Source organism: Streptomyces sp. NPDC057253 (genome assembly GCF_042669125.1).
In the GTDB taxonomy this organism is placed as follows: Bacteria; Actinomycetota; Actinomycetes; order Streptomycetales; family Streptomycetaceae; genus Streptomyces.
On the sequence record NZ_JBHUXV010000103.1, the window covers coordinates 18,096 to 34,325 of the forward strand.

General features: G+C 73.0%; 12 protein-coding genes, 1 tRNA gene and 1 other RNA gene. 9 read left to right on the forward strand and 5 right to left on the reverse strand.

Translation table 11 applies throughout. The annotated features are described in order from the left end of the window. Positions 1 to 17 precede the first annotated feature (17 nt). Both ACFULQ_RS37460 and ACFULQ_RS37465 read right to left on the reverse strand, forming a co-directional pair. Positions 18 to 1,502, reverse strand: coding sequence for a hypothetical protein (locus ACFULQ_RS37460; RefSeq protein WP_383552862.1), 1,485 nt, complete (start codon positions 1,500 to 1,502; stop codon positions 18 to 20). A 104-nt stretch (positions 1,503 to 1,606) separates the two neighbouring features. Next, a complete protein-coding gene (locus tag ACFULQ_RS37465) occupies positions 1,607 to 2,326 on the reverse strand; it encodes a siderophore-interacting protein (RefSeq protein WP_383552865.1) in 720 nt (239 codons plus the stop codon). Positions 2,327 to 2,405: 79 nt separating this feature from the next. Here ACFULQ_RS37465 and ACFULQ_RS37470 point away from each other — a divergent pair, with 79 nt between their 5' ends. The 5 genes from ACFULQ_RS37470 (at position 2,406) to ACFULQ_RS37490 (ending at position 8,479) form a co-directional block, all read left to right on the forward strand. Beyond that, positions 2,406 to 4,676, forward strand: a complete 2,271-nt coding sequence (locus ACFULQ_RS37470) for a penicillin acylase family protein (protein ID WP_383552867.1) — start codon at positions 2,406 to 2,408, stop codon at positions 4,674 to 4,676. A gap of 8 nt (positions 4,677 to 4,684) precedes the next feature. Beyond that, positions 4,685 to 5,296, forward strand: coding sequence for a GNAT family N-acetyltransferase (locus ACFULQ_RS37475; protein ID WP_383552869.1), 612 nt, complete (start codon positions 4,685 to 4,687; stop codon positions 5,294 to 5,296). Further along, a complete protein-coding gene (locus ACFULQ_RS37480; RefSeq protein WP_330265875.1) occupies positions 5,286 to 5,753 on the forward strand; it encodes a cupin domain-containing protein in 468 nt (155 codons plus the stop codon). Before ACFULQ_RS37475 ends, ACFULQ_RS37480 begins: the two co-directional genes overlap by 11 nt. Next, a complete protein-coding gene (locus ACFULQ_RS37485; RefSeq protein ID WP_383552872.1) occupies positions 5,750 to 6,502 on the forward strand; it encodes an SDR family NAD(P)-dependent oxidoreductase in 753 nt (250 codons plus the stop codon). Before ACFULQ_RS37480 ends, ACFULQ_RS37485 begins: the two co-directional genes overlap by 4 nt. A 144-nt stretch (positions 6,503 to 6,646) precedes the next feature. After that, complete coding sequence (locus tag ACFULQ_RS37490; protein ID WP_383552875.1) at positions 6,647 to 8,479, forward strand: copper resistance protein CopC; 1,833 nt, start codon at positions 6,647 to 6,649, stop codon at positions 8,477 to 8,479. On the opposite strand, the gene ACFULQ_RS37495 is transcribed toward ACFULQ_RS37490, so the two are convergent. Further along, positions 8,445 to 9,287, reverse strand: coding sequence for a DUF72 domain-containing protein (locus tag ACFULQ_RS37495; RefSeq protein WP_383552877.1), 843 nt, complete (start codon positions 9,285 to 9,287; stop codon positions 8,445 to 8,447). The genes ACFULQ_RS37490 and ACFULQ_RS37495 overlap by 35 nt on opposite strands. 30 nt (positions 9,288 to 9,317) lie before the next feature. Here ACFULQ_RS37495 and ACFULQ_RS37500 point away from each other — a divergent pair, with 30 nt between their 5' ends. Beyond that, the gene (locus tag ACFULQ_RS37500; RefSeq protein WP_383552880.1) at positions 9,318 to 10,097 is read left to right on the forward strand and encodes an SDR family NAD(P)-dependent oxidoreductase; all 780 of its coding nucleotides are present in this window, start codon (positions 9,318 to 9,320) and stop codon (positions 10,095 to 10,097) included. 115 nt (positions 10,098 to 10,212) lie between these two features. On the opposite strand, the gene ACFULQ_RS37505 is transcribed toward ACFULQ_RS37500, so the two are convergent. Further along, entirely contained in the window at positions 10,213 to 12,912 is a 2,700-nt protein-coding gene (locus ACFULQ_RS37505) for an RICIN domain-containing protein (RefSeq protein WP_383552883.1), read from the reverse strand. A 247-nt stretch (positions 12,913 to 13,159) separates the two neighbouring features. Here ACFULQ_RS37505 and ACFULQ_RS37510 point away from each other — a divergent pair, with 247 nt between their 5' ends. Next, positions 13,160 to 13,516, forward strand: a complete 357-nt coding sequence (locus tag ACFULQ_RS37510) for a hypothetical protein (RefSeq protein ID WP_383552886.1) — start codon at positions 13,160 to 13,162, stop codon at positions 13,514 to 13,516. Between the two features lie 5 nt (positions 13,517 to 13,521). Here ACFULQ_RS37510 and ACFULQ_RS37515 read toward each other — a convergent pair. After that, positions 13,522 to 13,609, reverse strand: a tRNA-Ser gene (locus tag ACFULQ_RS37515). A 72-nt stretch (positions 13,610 to 13,681) separates the two neighbouring features. Between ACFULQ_RS37515 and ffs the strand changes: the two genes are divergently transcribed. Next, positions 13,682 to 13,780: signal recognition particle sRNA small type (gene ffs / locus ACFULQ_RS37520), an RNA gene on the forward strand. A 59-nt stretch (positions 13,781 to 13,839) separates the two neighbouring features. Then, on the forward strand, positions 13,840 to 16,230 hold a 2,391-nt coding region (locus ACFULQ_RS37525; RefSeq protein WP_383552888.1), incomplete at its 3' end, for a DNA polymerase III subunit gamma and tau.

The window sequence follows — 16,230 nt, forward strand, 5'->3', positions numbered from 1 at the left end:
TCATGCCCCCGTACCGGTCATTGCTCCACGTGAGGGCTGGTGAGGGCCGCGCCGAAGTAGCCCTTGACGCCCCGGACGGTGATGCCGGCGCTCTTGCCGCACAGGTTCACCGAGCCCTTGAGGACAGGGCCGGAGGCCGAGCCGCGGGCGATCCACAGACAGCCGTCGTTGTTCTCGGTGGGCGCGGCCACGACCGTCTCGGCCCTGCCGTCGCCGTTGAGGTCGGCGAGGTGGACGGCCTGTCCGAACGCGTCACCGGTCTCCACCGCGCCGGGCACGTCGGTCGTGTCCTGGGTGTATCCGGCGGCCTTGGCGGTGGTCAGGCCGGTGGCGGAGCCGCGCAGCAGGACGGCGGTGCCGGCCCGCTGCCGGGTGCCCACGGCCTCGTCGGGGGAGCCGATCAGGACGTCGGCGTATCCGTCCTTGTTCACGTCGCCGACGCTCAGCGACTGGCCGAACAGGTCGCCCCACTCCGCGCCGCCCGGCACGCCCGCGGTGTCCTGGTGGAACACCTTGGGCTTCTGGCCGGCCGAGATGCCCTGCGCGCTGCCGTAGAGGACCTGGATCTCGCCGCCCTTGTGCCCGGCGCCGGCCTCGTTCATGGTGCGGTCGTCGTCGGCCACGCCCGTGACGAGGTCGCCGTAGCCGTCGCCGTTGACGTCACCAATCTGTCCGGCGTGGCCGTCGGCGTAGGGCAGGTCGGCGGGCCAGTTGGCCGAGTAGTCCTCGGGGTCGGGGGCGCCGGTGTCGAGATGGACCGGACCGCGGAGGTCGCCGGTGGTGGGCCCGGCGAGGTAGAACCGCTCGGCCTTGCCGTCGCCGTTCACGTCGCCCATCACCACACCGCGGGAGTTCACCCGCGACTCGCGGTACTGCGAGGCGGCCCGGCCGGTGCGGGTGAAGGGCCCCGAGTAGGAGGAGGCCTCGCAGTCGGAGCCGACTCCCAGCTCGGGGGCGCCGTCGCCGTTCATGTCGCCCGTGGCCAGGGACATGCCGAAGCGGCAGTACGTCCGGTCCTTGCCGAAACCGGCCGGCGGGGCGATGCTCGCGCCACCCCTCAGCCCGCTGGGCCCGCCCCACACCACGGTGACCATGCCCCGCGCATCCACACCGCCGACGCTCTCGTGCGGGATGCCGACGATCAGGTCCGCGTACCCGTCCCGGTCCAGGTCCGCGCTGGCCACGGTCCTGCCGAACTCGTCCCACGCCTCCGGGTCGCCCGGGATCCCGGACGTGGCCTGGGTGATGACGGTCCGCCGGGTGGCGCTCACCGAGGACTTCGAGCCGTACAGCACGGCGACCGCGCCGGCCTCCTCCACGCTGCCGTTGGCCGCGTTCGGGGCGCCGACCGCCAGGTCCCGGTAGCCGTCACCGTTGAAGTCGTCCTGGACGGCGGCGGTGTTGGCCCCCTTGTAGGGGGCGGCAGCGGACGACGTCATGGGCGTGAGCGTGACGGCGACGGACGCGGTGAGCACGGCGGCCGCGATGACGGCTCTGCGCAACGGAACTCCTCGGTAAGGGCAACGGCTGTTCGGTGAGGGGCAACAGCCGTCCCCTACGACTCACCGGCCACTCGAAGAGTTGTGCGCCCGGCGTGGATTCCCTGTCAGGGCCGCCAGTAGCCCAGCGCGTCGACCCGCTCCTTCGGTACGCCCAGCTCCTTGCGGACGTACGACGACAGGGCCCGGGTCGTCGCCGTGTCGCAGGCGATCCAGACGTAGGCGTCCGGGTGGGTCCTCAGCAGGGCGGGTAGATCCGCCTTCGCCTGGGCGATCAGGTGCGCGCCGGAGTCGAGGCGCAGGACCCGGCGGACCTCGTGGCGGGCGGGGTCGGTGCGGAAGGGGAGGTCGTCGTCGCCGCCCTCGAACCAGACCGTCGCGGGGGAGGAGTCCAGCGCGCCGAGGAGGGAGTTGAGGGCGGGCAGCGAGGCCGGGTCACCGAAGGCGAAGACGTGGGAGGGCTCGGGGTCGGGGCGGTCGAACCCGGTGCCGTGGACCGTGGCCTCGACGGTGTCGCCGGGCTTCGCCGTCCGGGCCCAGTCGCTCGCGACACCGTCGTGCAGCGCGAACTCCAGGCTGAAGGTGCCGGCCCCGGGGTCCGGGTCGACCAGGGTGTACGCCCGCTGGTGCGGCTTGCCCGCGGCGGAGAACCACAGCCGTACCCACATCGTCGGGTGCACCCCGGTGGCGGCCAGCATCCCGCCGTCGGTGAGGTGCACCCGCCGGTACTCGGCGGTGACGTCCTCGGCGCCCGTCACGGTGAACTCGAAGTCCTTCGCGCGCAGCAGCCGCAGGACCGCGCCCTCCCAGCCGTGCCCCTGCCCCATGGTCTTTTCACCCTTCACGTACGATTCCCGCACCGAGAAAACTTAGGTAAGCCTAACTTAAAGAGAAGCGGGTGTGAGGGTGAGTATCGAGATCTACCGGGACGCCTGGGGGATCCCCCACCTCCGCGCGGACAGCGCGCGTGAACTCGCCCGTGCCCAGGGCCGGGTCACCGCCCGCGACCGCGCCTGGCAGCTGGAGGTCGAACGGCACCGCGCCCGGGGCACCTCGGCCGCCTTCCTCGGCGCCGGGGCCCTGTCCTGGGACACCCTCGCGAGACGGGCCCGCCTCGACGACACCGCGAGACGCTGCTTCACCGCGCTGGAGAGACAGGACCCGGAGACGGCCGACTGGGTGCGGGCGTACGTCGACGGCGTCAACGAGGAGCTGCCGGCCACCACGGCCCCGGAGTTCACCCGCACCGGCCTCGCCCCCGGACGCTGGGAGCCCTGGACCCCGCTCGGCGTCTGGCTCGCCACGCACGTCCTGTTCGCGGGATTCCCGGCCAAGCTCTGGCGGGACGAGGCGCTACGGCACCTGGGCCCGGACGCGGTCGGCCTCTTCGCCACCGACGGCCCCGGCACCGCCGGCAGCAACGGCTGGCTGGTCGCCGGCGCCCGCACCACCACCGGGCACCCGGTCCTCGCCGGCGACCCGCACCGCTACATCGAGGACCCCGGCGTCTACCAGCAGATCCGCCTGTCCTGCCCCGAGTTCGACGTCCTCGGCCTCGCCGTGCCCGGCGTCCCCGGCATCGCCCACTTCGGCCACGCCGGCACGGTCGCATGGTCCATCACCAACGCGATGGCCGACTACCAGGACCTCTACCGCGAGCGCCTGCGCCGCACGGGCGCGGGCATCGAGGCCCTCGGCCCGGACGGCATCTGGCACCGGGCCTCCCGGCACACGGAGACCATCGAGGTGGCGGGCGAGGAGCCGGTCGAGATCGAGGTGATCGAGACGGAGCGGGGCCCGGTGATCGCGGGAGGCCCGGAGGGGCTGGGCGGGGGAGTGATCGAGGGGGCGCCGGTCCTCTCCGATACGCCGGTCCTCTCGGGCACGCCGGTCGCCTCGGATGCACCGGACCCCTCGGGCACGCCGGTCGCCTCGGATGCACCGGACCCCTCGGGCACGCCGGTCGCCTCGGACGCCCCGGACCTCTCGCACACGCCCGCCCTCTCGGACGCCCCGGTCCCCTCGAACCCGCCCGTCCTCCCCGACCCCCCGGTCGCCCTCTCCCTCCGCCATCCACCCCGAGTCACCGAGGGCCTCGGCTTCCGTGCCCTCCTCCCCCTGCTCCGCGCCCGCCGCACCGCCGACGTGGACCGGGCCTTCGACCACTGGGTCGAGCCCGTGAACGTGGTGCAGGCCGCCGACATCGAGGGCGGCCTGCTGCACCGGGTCGCGGGAAAGGTCCCGGTGCGCGCGGAGGCCAACCGGCTGCGGCCCGTCCCCGCCTGGGAACCCGGCCACGAATGGCGGGGCTGGCACGCAACGCCCCGGGCCGGCCTCACCGACGGAATCGCCGTGATGGCCAACCAGCGCGGCCCCGCCGCCCCCCTCGGCGTCGAGTTCGCCCCGCCCCACCGCGCGCACCGCATCACCGCCCTGCTGGCGGAGAAGGACCGCTGGTCCCCCGCCGACATGCCGTTGATCCACACGGACACCCATCTCGCCTCGGCCCAGCCCCTGCTGGACCGCCTGGCGAACCTGGACGGTCTGAGCCCCGAGGCCGTGACCCTGCGGGAAACGCTGATCCACTGGGACCGCCGGATGACCGCGGACAGCCACGAGGCCGCCCTCTACGCCGCCGTCCGCAGCGCGGTCGTACGACGACTGGCGGCCCACCCCGCCTTCGCCGCCCTCACCGCCCCGCCCGCCTACCCCGACGTCCTCCTCCCCTGGCTCGGCCTGGTCCCCCGGATCGCCTTCGCCCTCGAACACCTCCTGCGCGCCGAGGAGTTGTACGGCGTCGACCGGGACGAGACCGTGCGCGGCGCCCTGGAGGAGGTGGCCGCCGAGCCGCCACGCGGCACCTGGGGCGACACCCACCGTCTCGCCCCGTGGCGGGCACTTCCCGAGGACGCCCCGGACGCCCCCGCCCTCTCCGGCGACCACGACTGCGTCCTGTGCACCTCGGCGGTCCCCGGACTCACCGACCTCGCCGCCCGCGGCCCGGCCGCCCGGTACGTCTGGGACCTGGCCCGCCGCGAGGACAGCCTCTGGGTGGTTCCGCTGGGCGCGTCCGGCGTCCCCGGCTCCCCCCATCACCGCGACCAACTCCCCCTGTGGCTCAGGGGAGATCTCGTCCCGGTCGTCACCGACTGGCACCACCTGACCAAGGAAGACTGAGGAGACCGATGCCCCGCACCCCCGCCCGTGAGGCGGTCCACACCCAGACCGTCCCCGGCTTCGGCACCGTACGCGTCCTGCGTCTCGACCCGAAGGCCGACGCCCCCACCGTGCACGCGTGGGTGCGCGAGGAACGCGCCGCGTTCTGGGGCATGAACGGCCTCACCGAGGACCAGGTGGCCGAGGCCTACGCCCACTTGGGCACCCTCGACACCCACCACGCCTACCTCCTGGAGAAGGACGGCGAACCGGCCGGGCTGCTCCAGACCTACGAGCCGGAGGCCGACCGGGTCGGCGAGTGCTACGAGGTCCGCGCCGGCGACATCGGCGTCCACCTGCTGCTCGCGCCCGCGGCCGCCGGGGTCCCCACCTCGGGGTGGTCGTCGGCGCTGCTGAGCGCCGTGGCCTCGTACGTGCTGCTGGGCCTGGACCGGCGGCGGGTCGTCGTCGACCCGGACGTGCGCAACGAGAAGGCGATCGCCCGTTTCCTGAAGCAGGGCTTCTTGGCGGGCGAGGCGGTCGTGCTCCCGGAGATCGACCTCCCCGACGTCCACCTGCCCGAGAAGCACGCCCAACTGGCCTTCCTGGCACGGGAGGTAGCCTTCCCGGGTGACGCCTGACGACCTCGTCGCCCACTACGGCCTGGAACCGATCCCCCGCGAGGGGGGCCTGTTCCGGCAGACCTGGGCGGGACCGGAGCGCGCCGACGGACGCCCCCACGGCACCGCGATCGTCGCGCTCCTGACCGCGGACGACTACTCCGCCCTGCACCGCCTGCCCAGCGACGAGATCTGGCACCACTACCTCGGCGACCCCCTGGACCTCCTGCTCCTCGCCCCCGACGGCACCGCGACGACCCCCGTCCTGGGCCCGGACATACGGAGCGGCCAGCGCCCCCAGCTGACCGTGCCCGCGGGCACCTGGATGGGCGCCAGGACCCGCGGCGCGTGGACCTTCTTCGGCTGCACCATGGCCCCCGGCTTCACCTACGAGGACTACGAGCACGGGGACGCGGCCGAGCTGACGGCGCGTTATCCCGCCGAGGCCGCGCGGATCGCGGGACTGTGCCGTCCATGAGACTCCTGGAGGGCCAGGTCGCCCTGGTCACGGGCGCGGGCGGCGGCATCGGACGGGGCATCGCGCTGCGGTTCGCCGAGCAGGGCGCGGCGGTCGCGGTCCATTGCCGTACGGCGGTGGCGGCGGCGCGGGAAGTGGCGTCCGGGATCGAGGAGGTGGGCGCCCGGGCCGTCGTACTGGAAGCGGATCTGCGGGACGAGGAGGAGTGCCGGCGGCTGGTGCGGGCGGCGGCGGAGTGGGGCGGGGGACTGACCGCCCTGGTCAACAACGCGGGCGTGCAGCCCACGCGACCGCTGCCCGGGATGACGGCGGCCCAGTGGCGCACGGTCGTGGACACCAACCTCACCAGCGTCTTCGCCTGCACGCAGGCCGCCGCGGAGATCATGCGGCCGGGCGCCTCGGTGACCCACATCGCCTCGATCGAGGCGAGCCGGCCCGCGCCCGAGCACGCCCACTACTCCGCCTCCAAGGCGGCGATCCTGATGCACGCACGGTCCGCGGCCCTCGAGTACGGCCCGCACGGCATCCGCGTCAACACCGTCTCCCCCGGCCTGATCGACCGGGACGGGCTGGCGCGGGACTGGCCGGAGGGCGTGGAGCGCTGGACCCGACGGGCGCCCCTGGGCCGGCTCGGCCGCCCGGAGGACGTGGCCGACGCCTGCGTGTTCCTGGCCTCCCCGCTCGCGTCCTGGATCACCGGGCACGACCTGGTGGTGGACGGCGGGATGACGGCGGGGGCGGTGTGGTGAGGCGCACGGAGGTGCCGGTGAGCGCTGCGTCCTTCGCGTCCGTACCTATCGGGAAGACCGGGAGCCCAGGTACGGAGTAGTGACGTGAGGTGTGAGCTTGCCCGCAGCAGCACAGGCCGGCGAAGGCGAGGACTTCAAGGGCTGGTGCTGCTGGGCACCGTGCTGGTCCTGCTCCTCCTCGGCGGCGGACCGGCGTCGGCCCACGCGGCCCTCCGCGCCACCGACCCCGAGGACGGAACCGTCCTCAAGTCCGCCCCCCGCTCCATCACCCTGACCTTCACCGAGTCCGTCGGCCTGCTCGACGACTCCTTCCGGGTACTGACCCCCGAGGGCGAACGCCTGAAGACCGGCGAGGCCGCACACGGCACGGGCGGCTCGGACACGGCGAGCGTCTCCCTGCCGGCCAAGCTCGCCCAGGGCACCTACACCGTGGCCTGGCGCGTGGTCTCCGCCGACAGCCACCCGGTCTCCGGCGCCTTCACCTTCTCGGTCGGCAAACCCTCCCCGGCCACCGTCGTCGTGGACACCGGCCCGACCGAGGACCCGGCCACGGAGAGCCTGTTCAACATGGGCCGCTATCTGGCCTACCTCGCCGCGGCCCTGCTCATCGGCACCGCCGTCTTCCTCACCGCCTGCCGCCCCCCGGACCCGGCCCCCCTGCGCAGGCTGCTGTGGGCGGGCTGGGGCACCCTGCTCGGCTCGACCCTGTTCCTGCTGGTGCTGCGCGCCCCCTACGAGGCGGGCACGGGCCCGGCCTCCGCCTTCTCGCTGAAGGCCTTCGAACGCACCCTGGGCACCCGCCCGGGCGAGGCCCTCCTGGTCCGCGCGGCGCTGCTCCTGGTCGCGTACTTCTTCGTCGTACGACTGCTGCGGCTCGGCGAGTCCCGGCTGTCCCGCCCGTGGCAGGCGGCCGGGGCCGTGCTCGCCGTGGGCCTCGCGCTGACCTGGGCCGCCGCCGAGCACGCGTCCGCCGGGATCCAGGTGCCGGTGGCGATGACGTCCGCGGTGCTGCACGTGCTGGCGATGGCGGTCTGGCTGGGCGGCCTCGCGGCCCTGCTCATGCTCCTGCACCGGGTCCCGTCCCAGCTCCCGCCCGCCGTCGTCACCCGCTTCTCCCGGCTGGCCTTCACCGCCGTGACCGTCCTCGTCGTCACCGGCGTCTACCAGTCCTGGCGCGGGCTCGGCTCCTGGAGCGAGATCACCGGGACGACGTACGGCCACCTCCTGGTCTTCAAACTGATCGCGGTGACCCTGTTGCTGACGGCGGCGAGGATGTCGCGACGGTGGACGGGACGACTGGCCGCGATCGGCGAGAAGGCGAAGCCGGTCGTCCCTGCGAAGGTGCCGGTCGCGACGTCTGGTGGTGGGGCGTCTGCGGTATCGGAGCCGGTTTCCGAGTCGGCGTCCGAGCCGGGGTCCGACTCGGTGTCCGAGCCGGGGTCCGATTCGGCCTCTGAGCCGGTGTCCACCGCCCCCGGCCCGGCCGGCGCAGCGTACCGGCATCGCCTGCGTCGATCCGTCCTCGCCGAAGTGGCCGTCGGTGTCGTGGTGCTCGTGCTGAGCACCGTGCTGAGCGGCACGCTGCCCGGCCGGGCGCAGGCCGAGGCGGCCGAGGCGGCACCGGCCTCGGGCGGACTGCCCGCCGCGTCCGTGACCAACCTCCCGTTCGCCGTGGCCGGCGCCTCGGGCAAGGTGCAGGTCACCCTCGACCCGGGCCGCACCGGCGACAACTCGGTGCAGGCCATCGTCTACGCGGCCGACGGCGGCCTCGCCACGATCCCCGAACTCCGGCTGTCCTTCACCCTGCCGGCCCAGAAGATCGGCCCGATCGACGCCGGTCTGAAGAACAGGGGTGGCTACTGGGGCACGAACGACCTCACCCTGCCCCTCGCCGGCGACTGGCAGATGAAGGCCACGATCAGGGTGTCCGACATCGACCAGATCAGTGTGACGAAGACGGTGCGGATCGTGGGCTGAGCAGCTCGTCCATGGTCTCGGCGGCGTGCACGGCGGCCGCCGCGCAGCAGTTGTTGAACAGCACGTGGACCTGGTCGACCTGCTCGGCCAGGGCGCGCAACCGCGGCAGCCACTCGGCGAGTTCGGCGCGCGAGTAGTCGTAGCGGAAACGCTCCTCCTTGCTGCCGCGGCCCCAGGAGGAGCTGCGCCCGTGGAAGCGGACGACGGCCAGCCGGGTCGTGGTGACGGGGGTGAGCGGCGGCATCGAGGCGGGCAGCCCCTGGCGCATGTCGACGGCGACGGCGCCGAAGCCGTACTTGTTCAGCAGCGCGCAGGTGAGGTCCCGTTGCCGCTCCTCCCACCAGGACGGATGCCGGAACTCCACCTGGACGGGCCACCCGGCGGTCCGTTCGGCGGTCTCCTCCAGGAACCGCTCGGCCCGCGCCCCCGGCCGGAACCACGGCGGGAACTGGAACAGCACCCCGCCGAGCCGTCCGGCCTCCCGCAACGGCCCGATCCCGGCGGCGAACCGCGCCCACACCTCGTCCAGAGGGACGTCCGCGAGCGCGGCCTGCCGTGCCGGATGCCCGGTGAGCGGGGCGTACGCCTTCACGTCGAACACGAACTCGGCCGGCGTCCGCTCCACCCAGAGCAGGCTGTTGCGCTCGCTGGGCAGGGCGTAGAAGCTGCCGTCCACCTCGACCACGGGAAACCGCCCGGCGTAGAACCGCAGCCGCCGCTCCGCGTCCCGCCACCCCGGCGGGTACCAGCCACTGCGGACGAGGGCCGGGTCGGTCCAGGAGCACGTGCCGACAAGGATGTTGGTCATGGGCCTCGGGTACCGACTTAGGGTGCGGGCATGACTTCCCAGGCGTATCTCTCCCAACTGTTCTCGCTGGACGGCCGCGTGGCACTGGTGACGGGCGGAAGTTCGGGAATCGGCGGGGCGATCGCGGGGGCGTTGGCGCGGGCGGGGGCGAGCGTGGTGATCGTGGCCCGCAGGAAGCCTGAACTGGCCGCGACGGTGGCCGAGTTGGAGCGGGACGGCTGCCGGTCCGCCTGGGTGAGCGGCGACTTGAGCACGAGGGACGGCGTCCGTACGGCGGCGGAGGCGGCCGCCGAGGTGTTCGGCGAGCCGGACGTCCTGGTCAACTCGGCGGGAGTGAACCTGCGCCCGCCCATGCACGAACTGACGGACGACGTCTGGGACACCACCATGGCCGTCAACCTGGAGGCCCCCTACCTCCTGGGCCAGCGCTTCGGCCCCGGGATGGCGGAGCGCGGCTTCGGCCGCATCATCCACATCAGCTCCCAGCAGGCCCACCGCGCCTTCGTCCAGAGCGGCGCCTACGGCGTCTCCAAGGGTGCCCTGGAATCCCTGGCCCGCTCCCAGGCCGAGGCCTGGTCCCCCCACGGAGTCACCTGCAACACCCTCGTCCCGGGCTTCGTCCTGACCCCCCTCAACGCCCGCCTGGCAAGCGACCCGAACCAGGTCGCCACCCTGGCCACCCGCACGATGACAGGCCGCAACGGCGTCCCCGCCGACTTCGCGGGAGCAGCGGTGTTCCTGGCGAGCGGGGCGGCGGGGTATGTGACGGGCCAGTCGATCTTTGTGGACGGGGGGTTGTCGGTGCACTGAGGGCGGGGGGTGGGGGTGGTGGCCGTGACGTGCGGCCGGAGCGGCACCGGGGTCGGGGGCCGCACGGCGGGGCCGCAGGCCGGGGTGGCTGCGGCCTCGCTTGGGGGATGGGGGGTCAGGACGGGTCGCCGTACTGGAGGCCGCGGCCGTTGGTGCCGATGTAGACGCGGCCGTAGGTGTCGGGGTCGCCGGTGATGACGCCGAGGCTGCCGATGGCGCCCCACTGGTGGGCGTCGTCGTTGACGCGGAGCCAGGTGGCGCCCTTGTCGGTGGAGCGGAAGACTCCGGTGACGTCCTTGACGGTGCCGATCAGGTACAGGGCCTGGTAGTCGGTGCCGGGCGCGGCCTTGCCGAAGCCGAGGGCGGCGGCGGACTTCACCGACCCGAGCGTGGTGAAGGTGCGGCCGCCGTCGGTGGAGTGCAGCAGCCCCCTGTCACCGCCGGCGATCCACAGGTCGCCGCTGATGCCGGGGACGGCGGTGAGCCGGCCGGAGGGGAGGTTGGTGGCGCGGGCGGTGAAGGTCGCGCCGCCGTCGGTGCTGGCGTGGAGTGTCCCGCCGGACAGGGAGTAGAAGGTGTTGGCCGAGGAGCGGTCGGCGACGACCACGGCGTCGGTGCCCAGCCCGCTGACCTTCGACCAGCTCGCTCCCTTGTCGGTCGAGCGGTATGGAGCCTGGCCGGACTCGGCCCACACGATGGTGGAGCCGTCCGCGGCGATGGCGACATGGCCCATGTTCGCGCTGGGGACCGGTTCCGCGGTGAAGCCGTGCCAGCTGCTGCCGCCGTCGGTGGAGTAGGCGCCGTCCTGCGCGCCACCGGTGCCGACACGGACCATCACCGAGGGGTTGGACTGGGCGAAGTCGATGTCGGTGCTGCTGCTCATCAGCGGGTCCTTCATCCGCCCGCCGGGCACCTCGGTCAGCGAGTCGTGGCGGAAACCGCCCTGGTCGCCCATGGAGGTGATGACGGTGGCGCCGCCGGGCGGAGCGATCGCGTCCGCCAGCGAGGTCTCCTCCAGCCCGCGGGCCCCGGAGGCGGCCCAGTGGCTGGTGCCACCGCTGTCGGAGGCGTTGGCGTCCTTGCTGCGCCAGATGCCGCCGCCGGTGCCGTACAGCACGTGCCCGGAGTTGAAGGGATCGATGGCCAGCGCGGTCATCCAGTGCCCGGTGTGGGTGCCGACGTAAGGCGCGCCGGAGGCGTCCCGCGTCGACTTGTCGGCCAGGGCCTTCCAGGTCGAACCGCCGTCGGTGGTCCGGTAGATCTCGTCCTCGGGCCACCACCGGTCCAGGGTGGTGACCATCACCGTGGACGGCTTCTGCGCGTCGACGGCCAGACCGGAGAACCCGTAACCGCCGCTGGACGGCGAGACGTTCTTCCACGCGCCGCCGGCCGGGGTGTACTTCCACACCGAGCCCGCCGTCGCGTCCATGGGGCCGATGCTGTTGCTGTAGGACAGGTACAGCGACCCGTCACCGGAGACCACACCGTGCTGCGGCATCTGACCGGTGGGCTGCCCTGCGAGAGCCTGCCAGCTGCTGCCGCCGTCGGTGGAGCGGTACAGGGACGTGGACTTGTCGTTGACGCCGACGTAGACCGTGTTGCTGCCGGCCGGGCCGTATGTCACGAAGGAGATGCCCGCACCGCTGCTCGCCCCGTCCTTGACGGGGAACGAGGAGACCTGACGCCATGTCACGCCGTAGTCGGTGCTGCGCCACAGACCGTTCTTGCGGGTACCCAGCAGCAGGGTGCCGTGGTCCGCGGGATCGATCACGAGCCGTTCGCCCGCCCCGCGTCCAGGTTCGTTGCCGCCCAGCTTGAACGGCAGATCGGTGCGCTGGAAGGTACGGCCCCGGTCGGTGGACCGCAGGATCGCCCCGTTGCCCGCCCACTCGTTGGTGTAGGTCCCGGCACCGAGGTAGAGCCGGCCGGGGTCGACGGGGTCGGTGGCCAGGGAGTCGATGCCCAGCAGGTTCCAGTCCTTCTCACCGAGCCAGTCGGTGAGCGGGATCCACTGCTCGGCCGCGGTGTCCCAGCGGTAGGCGCCGCCCATGTCGGTGCGGGCGTACAGCAGACCTTTCTCTTTCTGGTTGAACACCAGCCCGGTGACGTAACCGCCGCCCACCACCTGGGCGTTCTTCCACACGTACGGCCCGGCCGCGGCCGTGGTCTGGGAGCTGCCGGTCCCGGAGGCCTGGGTCCCGGACGCGGGGCTCTCGGACGCCGGGGTCCCGGACGCCTGGGTCTGGGCCGTCTGCACCAGCTTCCACTGCTGGTTGGTGCTGCCCCTGCCGGGATACTGGATGACGGCCGCGCCCTCGGCCGTGGAGCCTCCGGAGACGTCCAGGACCTGGCCGCTCCTGCGGGAGGTGAAGGTGACGGCGCCGGAACCGCTCACATCGTCGACCCGCCACTCCTGGGACGTGACGGAGCTGTCGGTCTGCTGCTCGGCGACGGCCGCCTGGGCGGTCGAATCGCCCTTGATGCCCAGCACCTTGCCGCTGTTGCGGTTCACCAGCTCGTAGTAGCCGTCCCCGGCAGGTCTCAGCTTCCACTGCTGGTTGGCGGTGTTCTGGTCGGTCCACTGCTGGATGCGGGTGCCGTCGGCGGTGGAGAAGGCGTTGACGTCCAGCACCTTGCCACTGCGTACGGACACGATCCGGTAGTACGCATTGCCGTCGATCGTCGCGGCCTGCGAGTCCTCCTGCGCGAACAGGAGATACGGCACGACGATGGCGGGCACGCCGAGCAGCAGAGCGGTGGCGGTCCAGCGACGACGGTGACGCCCGCGGCGCCCACCGGTCGTGGGGTTGTTCATGGGGAGGTGTTCTCCTTGCATGCCGTTCACCAGAAGAGGGGTGGATCCAGCCAGGGGGACGACCGGATCCGACGCCTAGTGGTCACAGCCTCCGCACAGGGTTGCCGCGACCTGCGAACTTTTTCGCTCCAGCCCGAACACCGACTCCCAGACCTGGAAGCGGCCTCTCAAAGACGCGGGCGTACGAAACGGCCCGGGGCCGTCCCGGGTCGCCGGTCTCTCATCCGGTATGGACAGCGGGGGGACCATGGACAAGCGGACGGACCCTGTCGAGATCATCGCGCGCGTGGGCGGCGTGAAGGCCGGCTGGCAGGTGGTCGAGGCTGACGGGTTCGCCGCAGACGCTGACCGGGGCGAGATCGGCGCGGTGGACATGGGGGGTATCCGGTACGTGATCCGCCTCGGTCCACAAGTGCGGCGGCTGCTCTACGAGGTCGTCGACGGACGCATGCTGAAGCGAGACGTCCTTGCGGTCGCGGCCTGGCCCCGCATTGGTACTCCCCGAAAGACGACTGAGACGAAAACTGAGACGGAAGAACTGGGACGGACAACGACGAAGGGCCCCGCTGTGAACAGCGGGGCCCTTCGACATCGTGCCCGGTGAGGCACTGGCGGAGGATACGAGATTCGAACTCGTGAGGGGTTGCCCCCAACACGCTTTCCAAGCGTGCGCCCTAGGCCTCTAGGCGAATCCTCCGCCGCAAACAATACAAGACGTTGAGGAGTGCTCGCGAACTCGTTCCCACCCCTCGCCATCGGGTACTGTTTGGGCAGCCCCTCACGCGGCGCTATCTGACTGAACTCCCCCAGGGCCGGAAGGCAGCAAGGGTAGGTTGGCTCTGGCGGGTGCGTGAGGGGCGTTCGCGTTCCCGGACCGGGGGCCCGCGCGGGGTCGGGTTGTCAGTGGGCGCCTATAACCTCGTATGCGTGTCGTCTCTCGCGCTGTACCGCCGCTACCGCCCGGAGTCCTTCGCCGAGGTCATCGGGCAGGAGCATGTCACCGACCCGTTGCAGCAGGCGCTGCGGAACAACCGGGTCAATCACGCGTACCTGTTCAGCGGTCCGCGAGGCTGCGGGAAGACCACCAGCGCACGCATCCTCGCCCGGTGTCTGAACTGCGAGCAGGGCCCCACGCCGACCCCCTGCGGCCAGTGCCAGTCCTGCCAGGACCTCGCTCGCAACGGCCCGGGTTCCATCGACGTCATCGAGATCGACGCCGCCTCCCACGGTGGCGTGGACGACGCCCGTGAGCTGCGCGAAAAGGCCTTCTTCGGGCCCGCCGGCAGCCGCTACAAGATCTACATCATCGACGAGGCCCACATGGTCACGTCGGCCGGTTTCAACGCGCTCCTCAAGGTCGTCGAGGAGCCCCCGGAGCACCTCAAGTTCATCTTCGCCACCACCGAGCCCGAGAAGGTCATCGGGACCATCCGCTCGCGGACCCACCACTACCCCTTCCGGCTCGTCCCGCCCGGCACCCTGCGCGACTACCTCGGCGAGGTGTGCGGCAAGGAGAACATCCCCGTCGAGGACGGCGTGCTGCCGCTCGTCGTGCGGGCCGGTCAGGGATCCGTCCGTGACTCCATGTCCGTCATGGACCAGCTCCTCGCCGGTGCGCGTGAGGAGGGTGTGACGTATGCCATGGCCACCTCCCTCCTCGGCTACACCGACGGCTCGCTGCTCGACTCCGTCGTCGAGGCCTTCGCCACCGGTGACGGCGCCGCCGCCTTCGAGGTCGTCGACCGCGTCATCGAGGGCGGCAACGACCCGCGCCGCTTCGTCGCCGACCTGCTGGAGCGGCTGCGGGACCTGGTCATCCTCGCCGCCGTCCCCGACGCCGCCGAGAAGGGGCTCATCGACGCCCCCGCCGACGTCATCGAGCGCATGCAGGCCCAGGCCGGCATCTTCGGCGCCGCCGAGCTCAGCCGCGCCGCCGACCTCGTCAACGAAGGTCTGACCGAGATGCGCGGTGCCACCTCGCCCCGCCTCCAGCTGGAACTCATCTGCGCGCGCGTACTGCTCCCCGCCGCCTACGGCGACGAGCGCTCCGTCATGGCCCGCCTCGACCGCATCGAGCGCGGCGTGAACTTCTCGGCCGGACCCGGCACACCCGCGGCCGGCATGGGCGCGGGCATGGGTATGGGCACGGGCATCGGGATGGGGTACGTGCCGGGGCCCGAGGCGCACGGGGGAGCGGTGGCCCCGGGTGCTTCTGGTGCTTCCGGTGCCCCGATGGCCCCCGTGGCGCCCTCGGCTCCGGTCCCGCCCGGCGGTGGCCCGGCCGCGGCCCGCGCGGCCGTACGGGCTTCGGGCGCGGGCAGCGGCGTCGGCTCGGGCACGCCCGGGGGCGGCCCCGGCGGTGCCACCCCGGTCAGCGGGCCGGGCGGCCTCCCCACCGGAGCAGGATCCACGGCCGGCCACCCCGGCATCGCTGCGGCCGACTCGGCACCGCCCGTCAACCCGTCCCCAGCCACCGGGTCCCCCTCGGGCCCGCCCACCGCCCCGACGCACGGATCTCCCGCAGACCACGGCCCCGCCTCCCCGTCCGACCAGCAGCCGCCCACCCCGACCCCCGCCCCCTCTACCCCCGCACCCGCAGTCTCCGCTCCCGCCCCCGGCGCCTGGCCCACCGCCGCCCCCGCCGGTGGTGGGCGGCGTCCCGGTGGCTGGCCCACCGCGGCCCCGGCCGGAGGTGGCGGTCAGCCCCAGGCACCCGCAGCGCACCGCCCCGCAGCCACCCCGGCGGCACCCGCCCAGCCCACGCCCGCGTCCGCGGCCCCCGCACCCGGCCCGGCCGCCTACGCCCCCCCTTCTGGTGGCCTCGACCCCCGCCAGCTCTGGCCCAACATCCTCGAAGCGGTCAAGAACCGACGCCGCTTCACCTGGATCCTGCTCAGCCAGAACGCCCAGGTGGCCGGCTTCGACGGCACCACCCTCCAGCTCGGCTTCGTCAATGCCGGCGCCCGCGACAACTTCGCGAGCAGTGGCAGCGAGGAGGTGCTGCGCCAGGCCCTCACCGAGCAGTTCGGCGTCCAGTGGAAGGTCGAGGCGCTGGTCGACCCGTCGGGCGGCGGAGCGTCGGCCCCGGCACCCGGTGGCTTCAACAGCGGCGGCGGTAGCGGCGGCTACGGCGGAGGCGGAAACCCCGGCGGTTACGGCAGCGGCGGCTACAGCACAGGCACCGGCGCAGGCGCGGGCACCGGTACCCCGGGAGGCTACGGCGCCCCCACCCCCCAGGCCTCACCGTCCGCCCAGCCGTCACACACCCCCCCCCCCCCCCCCCCCCCCCCCCCCCCCCCCCCCCCCCCCCCCCCCCCC

Excerpts from the sequence above, each read along its gene's own strand:
- ACFULQ_RS37485 (WP_383552872.1), top strand. The coding sequence starts at position 5,750 with ATGAGACTCCTGGAGGGCCAGGTCGCCCTGGTCACGGGCGCGGGCGGC.
- ACFULQ_RS37495 (WP_383552877.1), bottom strand. The coding sequence starts at position 9,287 with ATGACCAACATCCTTGTCGGCACGTGCTCCTGGACCGACCCGGCCCTC.
- ACFULQ_RS37510 (WP_383552886.1), top strand. The coding sequence starts at position 13,160 with ATGGACAAGCGGACGGACCCTGTCGAGATCATCGCGCGCGTGGGCGGC.
- ACFULQ_RS37475 (WP_383552869.1), top strand. The coding sequence starts at position 4,685 with ATGCCCCGCACCCCCGCCCGTGAGGCGGTCCACACCCAGACCGTCCCC.
- ACFULQ_RS37500 (WP_383552880.1), top strand. The coding sequence starts at position 9,318 with ATGACTTCCCAGGCGTATCTCTCCCAACTGTTCTCGCTGGACGGCCGC.
- ACFULQ_RS37465 (WP_383552865.1), bottom strand. The coding sequence starts at position 2,326 with ATGGGGCAGGGGCACGGCTGGGAGGGCGCGGTCCTGCGGCTGCTGCGC.
- ACFULQ_RS37505 (WP_383552883.1), bottom strand. The coding sequence starts at position 12,912 with ATGAACAACCCCACGACCGGTGGGCGCCGCGGGCGTCACCGTCGTCGC.